The sequence below is a fragment of the uncultured Abyssibacter sp. genome, assembly GCF_964000955.1.
GTDB lineage: Bacteria > Pseudomonadota > Gammaproteobacteria > Nevskiales > OUC007 > Abyssibacter.
Genome location: NZ_CAXFCL010000044.1, coordinates 1 through 7931 on the forward strand (window position 1 = coordinate 1; position 7931 = coordinate 7931).

At 66.9% G+C, this 7931-nt stretch carries 8 protein-coding genes; 5 read left to right on the top strand and 3 right to left on the bottom strand.

The annotated features are described in order from the left end of the window. From ABNS06_RS01720 to fdxA, 3 genes are all read left to right on the top strand, one after another. Positions 1-525: L,D-transpeptidase (locus tag ABNS06_RS01720; RefSeq protein WP_348672236.1), on the top strand; the 525-nt coding region annotated here is incomplete at its 5' end. Next, positions 522-1076, top strand: coding sequence for an NUDIX hydrolase (locus tag ABNS06_RS01725; RefSeq protein ID WP_348672237.1), 555 nt, complete (start codon positions 522-524; stop codon positions 1074-1076). The genes ABNS06_RS01720 and ABNS06_RS01725, both read left to right, overlap by 4 nt. A 44-nt stretch (positions 1077-1120) precedes the next feature. Then, positions 1121-1444: a ferredoxin FdxA gene (gene fdxA / locus ABNS06_RS01730; protein WP_348672238.1), complete on the top strand. Its 324-nt coding sequence runs from the start codon at positions 1121-1123 to the stop codon at positions 1442-1444. A 65-nt stretch (positions 1445-1509) separates the two neighbouring features. On the opposite strand, the gene ABNS06_RS01735 is transcribed toward fdxA, so the two are convergent. Both ABNS06_RS01735 and xerD read right to left on the bottom strand, forming a co-directional pair. Beyond that, positions 1510-2313: a DsbC family protein gene (locus ABNS06_RS01735; protein ID WP_348672239.1), complete on the bottom strand. Its 804-nt coding sequence runs from the start codon at positions 2311-2313 to the stop codon at positions 1510-1512. 61 nt (positions 2314-2374) lie between these two features. Beyond that, positions 2375-3289, bottom strand: coding sequence for a site-specific tyrosine recombinase XerD (xerD, locus tag ABNS06_RS01740; protein WP_348672240.1), 915 nt, complete (start codon positions 3287-3289; stop codon positions 2375-2377). A 68-nt stretch (positions 3290-3357) separates the two neighbouring features. Here xerD and ABNS06_RS01745 point away from each other — a divergent pair, with 68 nt between their 5' ends. Continuing rightward, positions 3358-4080, top strand: a complete 723-nt coding sequence (locus tag ABNS06_RS01745) for a lysophospholipid acyltransferase family protein (RefSeq protein ID WP_348672241.1) — start codon at positions 3358-3360, stop codon at positions 4078-4080. After that, the gene (zapE, locus tag ABNS06_RS01750; protein ID WP_348672242.1) at positions 4077-5162 is read left to right on the top strand and encodes a cell division protein ZapE; all 1086 of its coding nucleotides are present in this window, start codon (positions 4077-4079) and stop codon (positions 5160-5162) included. The genes ABNS06_RS01745 and zapE overlap by 4 nt, the downstream gene beginning before the upstream one ends. Before the next feature lie 16 nt (positions 5163-5178). Here the strand turns inward: zapE and ABNS06_RS01755 are convergent. After that, the coding region (locus ABNS06_RS01755) for an NAD-glutamate dehydrogenase domain-containing protein (protein ID WP_348672243.1) at positions 5179-7931 on the bottom strand (2753 nt) is incomplete at its 5' end.

Sequence of the window (7931 nt, forward strand, 5' to 3'; positions counted from 1 at the left end):
CCGCCGGTGGACCGGCCCGAAACCGTTCCACGCAGCCGGCGTGTCACCTCCGGGCGGCCGCTGCCGGCAAGCCTTGACCGATGGCGGCACTCGACCAGCCGCGCCCTGATAGTGCGCGATGACCGCATGCTCTGGCTGAAGACACCGGATGGCGTGCGCGCCTATCCGGTGGCGGTGGGACGACGCGGGCACGCCACACCCGTCGGGACACGAACCGTGCTGGCCGTGACGCCGAACCCGGCGTGGTATCCAACACCCGCGATGCATCGCGACGCCGCGAAGCGCGGCGAATCCCTGCCCAGACGCGTGCCGCCCGGGCCCTCGAACCCGCTGGGCAGTCATTTCATCGCCCTGGGTCAGTCCATCGGCATCCACGGCACCAACGCGCCGGACTCGATCGGCAGGGCGGTCAGTCGCGGATGCATCCGCATGCACCCACGTGACATCCTGACGGTCGCAGCCACACTCCAAATCGGAGACGACGTCTGGATCGTGGATTCCCTCAGCCGGGCGGAAATCGGATGAACTACTGCAGCCAATGCTCCCACCCGGTGGATTTCCGGGTCCCTGACGACGACAGCCTGCCCCGCCATGTCTGCGACAACTGCGGCACGGTGCACTACATCAACCCGAAGATCATCGTCGGTTGCCTGGCCGAATGGGAGGGGCAGATCCTGATCTGCAAGCGGGCGATCGAACCCCGCTACGGCCTGTGGACGCTGCCCGCGGGATTCATGGAGCGCGAGGAGACCGCCGCCGCCGGCGCGGCCCGCGAAACCGTGGAGGAGGCCCGCGCCGAGGTCACCGACCTCAGCCTTTACGCGGTGTTGGACGTTCCGCAGATCAGCCAGCTGTACCTCATCTACCGGGGCACGCTGGTAGGCGGACGGCATGCCCCGGGACCGGAGAGTCTGGAGACCGAGCTGGTCACGCCCGACCGGATCCCCTGGGACGAGCTGGCCTTTCCGACCATGCAGGTGACCCTGCAACACTATGTGGAAACCGGTGGCGCCGATCTGACTCAGACGGGCCCGTTGACGAAAACGATTCGTCGACCCACCCGCAAACCGTGCTGATCCGGTACCATACCGCCCCGTTTTGTGATCCGGAGAAGCCCCGCATGACCTTCGTCGTCACCGAAAACTGCATCAAGTGCAAGTACACCGACTGTGTTGAGGTGTGCCCGGTGGATTGTTTTCACGAAGGCCCCAACTTCCTCGTGATCGACCCGGAGGAGTGCATCGACTGCACCCTCTGCGAACCCGAGTGCCCCGCGGAGGCCATCTACGCCGAGGATGATCTGCCGGAGGATCAGGCGCATTTCCTCGAACTGAACGCCGAGCTGTCGCAATCCTGGCCGGTGATCACCGAGCAGAAGGACCCGCCGGCCGATGCCACCGACTGGGACGGCAAGCCCGGCAAGCTGGAATTGCTGGAGCGCTGACGCGGCTCGTGACACAAGAAAAAAGCCCGGTCAAAACCGGGCTTTTTCGTATCCGTCGGCGGCGCTCAGAGCCCCTCGGCCAGCATGCGCTGCTCGACCCGGTCCGCCGGCATGTAGCCGTTGATCGCGGTACCGTCCGCCAGCAGGATCAGCGGCGTGCCACGCAACCCGACCTCCTGACCGGCGATGTACTGCGCCATGATCGGGTTGTCGCACTGCTTCGGCTCGATCGACTGATTGGCCTTGGCGCGCGTCAACGCGGCCTGACGATCATCGGCGCACCAGACCGACTCGGCGGTCTTGAACGACGCCGAACCCGGCCCGCTGCGCGGGTAGAACAGGTAGTGGATCGCGATGCCCTTGGACAGGTAGTCATCCAGCTCGCGGTGCAACTTGCGGCAGTATCCGCAATCCACGTCGGTGAACACGTACATCTCGTGCCTGGTCTCACCTTCGGGTGCGAAGGTGATCATCTGCCCTTCGCCGATCTGGTCGATGATCGCCAGACGCGACTCGTTGCGTCGCAGCTCGGTCAGGGATTGACCGGTTTCCAGGTCGACCAGATCACCCTGGATCAGGTAGCGCCCATCGGGGGTCAGATAGCCATAGGCCGTGCCCTGGTTGACCTCCCACAGACCGCCGGCTCCGGTATCACGCAACGTATCCGTATCCAGGCCCGGGTACACCGAGGTCAGCAGGCCAAGGTCGGGAGCGCCGTCCGGCGTCTCCGCCGACGCAACCGGTTCGGCCTTGTCCTTCGGCTCGACTTCCGCCTTGGCGGTGTATTTGTTCTGACCCGCCTCGCCACAGCCGGCGGCCAGGCTCAGTGCGAGCAGGGTAACAATGCCCAGGGGCAGTCGTGTCTTCATGAATTTCAACGCAATGGATTCGTGTGTAGGACCGCCTCGTATCGACCCCGTTCACCGGCGGCTAGCCGCGGGGGTGATGAAGCGCGTGCAACTCGGCGAGCCTCGCCTTGGCCACATGAGTATAAATCTGCGTGGTCGACAAGTCTGCGTGACCCAGCAACATCTGGACCGCGCGAAGATCGGCGCCGTGGTTGAGCAGATGGGTGGCGAAGGCATGCCGCAGCGTGTGCGGCGAGATCGATGTCCGAATGCCGGCCCGGGTCGCCCGCTGCTTGATCATCCGCCAGAAGTTCTGTCGCGTCATCTCGCCACCCCGCGCGGTGACGAACAGCGCATCACTGCTCCGCGCACCGATCAGTTCGCCCCTTGCCTCGCGCAGGTAGCGCTGCACCCAGTCCGCGGCGTTCTCACCCAGGGGTACCAGCCTTTCACGCCCGCCCTTGCCGGTCACGCGCACCAGCCCGTGGCGCAAATTCACTTCGTGCAGCTGCAGCCCGACCAGTTCGGACACGCGCAGCCCGCTGGCGTAAAGCGTCTCCAGCATGGCGCGATCACGCAGCCCCAGCGCCGTATCGACCGGCGCCGCGGCGAGGAGGCGATCCACATCCTGCTCGGTCAGCGTTTTCGGCAGCGGTCGGCCCAGCCGCGGGGACTGGATCAGCGCGGTCGGGTCATCCCGGATCACCCCCTCCCGCACCAGGTAACGGTAGAAACGGCGCAGGCTGGACAGCATGCGCGCCGTGGTTCTGGGCTTGTTCCCAGCGGCCAGACGCTGGCCGAGATAGGCCTGGATCGTCGCCACGTCGGCGCCCCGCAGGCTGGTCCCCTGCCGCCGAAACTGGCGTGCGGCACCTTCCAGATCACCGCGGTAGGCGGTGAGCGTCAGGTCCGACAACCCGCGCTCCATCCACAGCATGTCGATGAACCGGTCGACGAGCGCGGCGTCCTCGGTCGCGATGGTTGCGGCGGCGGTCATCGGGCCATGATAAGTCGTGGCCGGCACAACCGTCCTGCGACCGGGGGATCGGCGCTTATAATTCGGGCATGCCGACTGTTCTGCGCACCGCCTACGGCCTGTTCGCCCTGGTGATCTTTCTGCTGGTTGCCCTGCTGACGGCGTTGCCGCTGGCCGTGCTGCCGCGCGAACGCCAGCGCCGGCACGCCGGCCAGCGGGCCATGCGCTGCGCGCTGATGCTGATCGGCGTGCGCATCCGGACCGACGGCCTGGACCGACTACCCACCTCCCCCGCGATCTGCGTCTGCAACCACTCCAGTCAGCTCGATGGCCTGATCCTGTTCGCGCTGCTGCCGTCGCGCTATACCTTTGTCGTGCGCGCCGAATCCCGGCGCACACCGCTGTTCGGCTTCATGCTGGAGCGGGTCGGGGTGATCTGGATGGACCGCGCCGATGCCCGCTCCGGCTCGAGAACCATCCGGGTCCTGATGCGCCAGCTCGCGGCCGGTCGCTCCGTCGCCATGTTCCCGGAAGGCACGATTCGCCCCGAGCCCGGACTGCTGCCGTTCAAGATCGGCGCCTATCTGCTCGCCTGCAAGGCGCAGGTTCCGCTGGTGCCCCTGGTCATGCGCGGCACGCGCACGCTGTTTCCGGACCGCGCCAAGCTGCCCGCGCACAGCCACATCGACGTGTCGGCACTGCCGCCATTGCATGCGGAGGGACGGACCCGCGAAGACGCCCGCCGACTGCTGGACACCAGCCGGCGGCTGATCCTCGAACGCTGCGGCGAACCCGACACGGCGGCGGCATGAGCGACGGACCCAGGGCCCGCTACGACGCCGCGCTCGCCACCGGTGATTTCGAACCGGACGCGGCCCAGGCGCGCGCCGTCGACGTGCTGGAGCGGGTCTACCGCGAACTGCTGGCCTACCCGCCCAAGTCCGGCTTCGCGCTGCGCTGGCTGCCGACCCGGATGACACGCTGGCCACCGGTGCGCGGCGCCTACCTGTGGGGTGGTGTCGGCCGGGGCAAGACCTGGCTGATGGATGCGTTCTTCGCGGACCTGCCCTTCGAGCGCAAGCGGCGCACCCACTTTCACCGCTTCATGCGTGACGTTCACCAGCGCCGCACGCGGTACGCCGATCGCAGCGACCCACTGGAACCGATCGCCGAAGACCTGGCGCAGTCGGCCCGGGTGCTCTGCTTTGACGAGTTCTACGTCTCGGACATCGCCGACGCGATGATTCTCGGCCGGCTGACCGAGGCCCTGTTCGAACGCGGCGTCACGCTGGTCGCGACCTCGAACTGCGCGCCGGACATGCTGTACCGCAACGGCCTGCAACGGGCGCGATTCCTGCCGGCCATCGAACGCATCCAGCGCCATTGCGACATCGTCGCGGTGGATGGCGCCACGGACTACCGCCTGCGCGACCTGGAGCAGCTCACGTTCTACGTAACCGGTGATGACCTGGCCACGGTGCGGACCCTGTTCAAACGCGTGGAGCCAGACGCGGTCAGCCAGCCCGAACTGGACATCAACGACCGCCGCCTGCGCGCCGAGGCCGCTGGCGACGGCGCCGCCTGGTTCACCTTCGACACGCTTTGCACCGGACCACGCGGCTCCGACGACTACATCGAACTGGCCCATCTCTACCAGTGGCTGGTGCTCACCGGCGTTCCGCAACTCACGCGCGAACTGGAGAACGAGACGCGGCGCTTCATCAATCTGGTCGACGAATGCTACGACCGGCGCGTGAAGCTGGTGATCCAGGCCGACGCACCGGTGGAATCGCTATATGTCGGCGAACGGCTGCGCTTCGAGTTCCAGCGCACCTACAGCCGGCTCACCGAAATGCAGACCCGCGACTACCTGGAGCTGCCGCACCTCGGCTGAGCCGGCAGGTGCGGATCTACTGCTCCAGCAGCCGCAGCTTGCGCAGTTCCCTCACCGCGACCGACAACCCCAGGAAATCGGCGGCGTCGGAGCTTTCGCGAATCTCGCCGATGCGCTGGAGTGCGAACCGGACCGGCTCCTCGCGTCTCGCGAACCACGCGGCGAACAGCGTCTCGGGATCATCACCGGACTCGCGGAGCACCTGCCCGGCGATCAGGCCATGCAGCCGATAGGCGTCGCCCCGTAGCGTGGCCCGAGCCAGGGCCGGCCAGCGCCCGGCGACCTCCAGGCCGTTGATCGCCCGATGCATCCACAGCATGGAAAACGCCTCGCCCACGTGGAAGAACGTGCGGGCCACCAGTTCCAGCGGCCGCCCGGTGGACTGCCGCAGAGTGGAGATGTCCAGCGCCGGCCCCAGCACCCGTGTGCTCGCCACGCGCTGCGCCAGCGCCTCGGGGACACCATCGTCCTGCCAGAGCCGGGTGGCCGAGTCCCAGTCCGCCCGGTAGTCGTCGGACAGCAGATCCGGCAATGCCGCCTCGATCGCCTCCAGGTCATGACGGTAGTCGTCCACCTGGTCCTGGATGAGCGCGGCGCGGTCCGGATGCAGCAGGAACACCGTGCAGGCGTGCTTGATCAGGCCGGTGATGCGCCCCATCAGCTCGTACTGGACATCAGCGGAGAGCTGGCCGTCCAGCGCCTCGATGTCCTCGAAATAGGCATCGGAGCGCAGCACGCGACTGGCAACCACGAACGCGCGCGCCACCGCGGGCATTGACACGCCCTGCTCCGCGCTGACCCGATGCGGAAACACCATGCCCATGGTGTCGACCAGATGATTGGTCACCTGGGTGGCGATCAGCTCGCGGCGCAGCCGGTGCCGGGCAAAGGCGCCGGGCCGCTGGCTGCGCAGCACATCGGGAAAATAATCGGTCAGTACCGGTTCCAGCCCCGGATCATCCGGCAGATCGCTGTCGAGCAGGGTCTGGAACAGCGCAATCTTGCTGTAGGCCAGCAGGACCGCCAGCTCGGGCCGCATCAAACCGATGCCCTGGTTTCTGCGCTCGGCGATCTCGTCCTCGCCGGGGAGGAATTCGATGGACCGATCGAGCAGCCCGCGGCGCTCCAGTGTTCGGATCAGGTGGGCATGCTCGTCGAGCCGGCCGGCGGCTCGGGCGGCCATCATCGAGATCGCACGCCCCTGCTGGTACGCATCCTCCAGCACCGCGTCGGCAACCGCATCCGTCGCCTCGGCCAGCCAGGTGTTGCGGTGAGATGCGTCCAGCGATCCGTCCCGCAATGCCTCGTTCAGCGGGATCTTGATGTTGACCTCGCGGTCGGAGGACGCGACCCCGCCGACATTGTCGATGGCATCGGTATTCAGGCGTCCGCCGTTCAGCGCGAATTCGATCCGGCTGCGCTGGGTCAGACCGAGATTCCCGCCCTCGCCCACGACCTTGCAGCGCAGCTCCCGGGCGGTGATGCGCAACGCGTCGTTGGCGCGATCGCCGACCTCGGCGTTGGCCTCGCCGGAAGCCCTGACGTATGTGCCAATCCCGCCGTTCCACAGCAGGTCCACCGGTGCCCGGAGCATGGCCCGGATCAGGTCGTCCGGTCGCAAGGCGTCATCATCGATCCCCAGACACCCGCGGATGGCGTCATTGAGCTCGATGCGCTTGGCGCTGCGCTCGAACACGCCGCCGCCCGCGGAGATCCGGTCCGGATCGTAATCCGACCAGCTCGACCGCCCCATCTCGAACAGACGCTTGCGCTCGGCGAAGCCCAGGGCCGGATCGGGATCGGGGTCAATGAAGATGTGCAGATGGTTGAACGCGCCAACCAACCGGATCTGTTCCGACAGCAGCATCCCGTTACCGAACACATCGCCAGACATGTCACCAATCCCGACCACGGTGAACGGTTCGCGCTGGGTGTCGTGACCCATTTCGCGAAAATGACGCTTGACCGACTCCCAGGCCGACCGCGCGGTGATGCCCATTTTCTTGTGGTCGTAGCCAGCCTTGCCGCCGGAGGCGAAGGCATCCCCAAGCCAGAAGCCATAGTCCTCGGCAATGCCGTTGGCGATGTCGGAGAACGTTGCCGTTCCCTTGTCCGCGGCGACCACCAGATACGGATCGTCACCGTCTCTGCAGACCACGCGATCCGGCTTGATGATGTCGTCACCGACCCGGTTGTCGGTGATGTCGAGCAGGCCCCGGATGAACGTCCGGTAGCAGGCAACGCCGGCCTGCTGCCAGGCCTCGCGGTCGCCCGCCGCGGTGCGCCGCTTGACGACGAAACCACCCTTGGCGCCCACCGGGACGATGACGGCGTTCTTGACCATCTGCGCCTTCATCAGCCCCAGCACCTCGGTGCGGAAGTCCTCGCGCCGGTCCGACCAGCGCAGGCCGCCACGCGCGACCATGCCACCACGCAGGTGCACGCCCTCGACATCCGGCGCGTAAACGAAGGTCTCAATCGCCGGCAGCGGCTTCGGCAGTTCGGGAATGCGGCCCGGATCCAGCTTGAGCGCGATCCAGGCCTTGGGCTGACCATCCGCGTCCTGCTGGTAGTAGTTGGTCCGCAGGCAGGCGTCGACGATCGCCAGACAACCGCGCAGCAGCCGATCCGCATCCAGGCTTTCCAGCGCATCCAGCCCGGCCAGCAGCTCGGAGTCCGGCGCGCCATCACCTGAGTCCGGGCGCTCGCGGTCCGGATCGAAACGCGACTCGAAGCGCTCGACGATAGCCCGGATCAGATCACCATGAC

Excerpts from the sequence above, each read along its gene's own strand:
- ABNS06_RS01725 (WP_348672237.1), top strand. The coding sequence starts at position 522 with ATGAACTACTGCAGCCAATGCTCCCACCCGGTGGATTTCCGGGTCCCT.
- fdxA (WP_348672238.1), top strand. The coding sequence starts at position 1,121 with ATGACCTTCGTCGTCACCGAAAACTGCATCAAGTGCAAGTACACCGAC.
- ABNS06_RS01735 (WP_348672239.1), bottom strand. The coding sequence starts at position 2,313 with ATGAAGACACGACTGCCCCTGGGCATTGTTACCCTGCTCGCACTGAGC.
- xerD (WP_348672240.1), bottom strand. The coding sequence starts at position 3,289 with ATGACCGCCGCCGCAACCATCGCGACCGAGGACGCCGCGCTCGTCGAC.
- ABNS06_RS01745 (WP_348672241.1), top strand. The coding sequence starts at position 3,358 with ATGCCGACTGTTCTGCGCACCGCCTACGGCCTGTTCGCCCTGGTGATC.
- zapE (WP_348672242.1), top strand. The coding sequence starts at position 4,077 with ATGAGCGACGGACCCAGGGCCCGCTACGACGCCGCGCTCGCCACCGGT.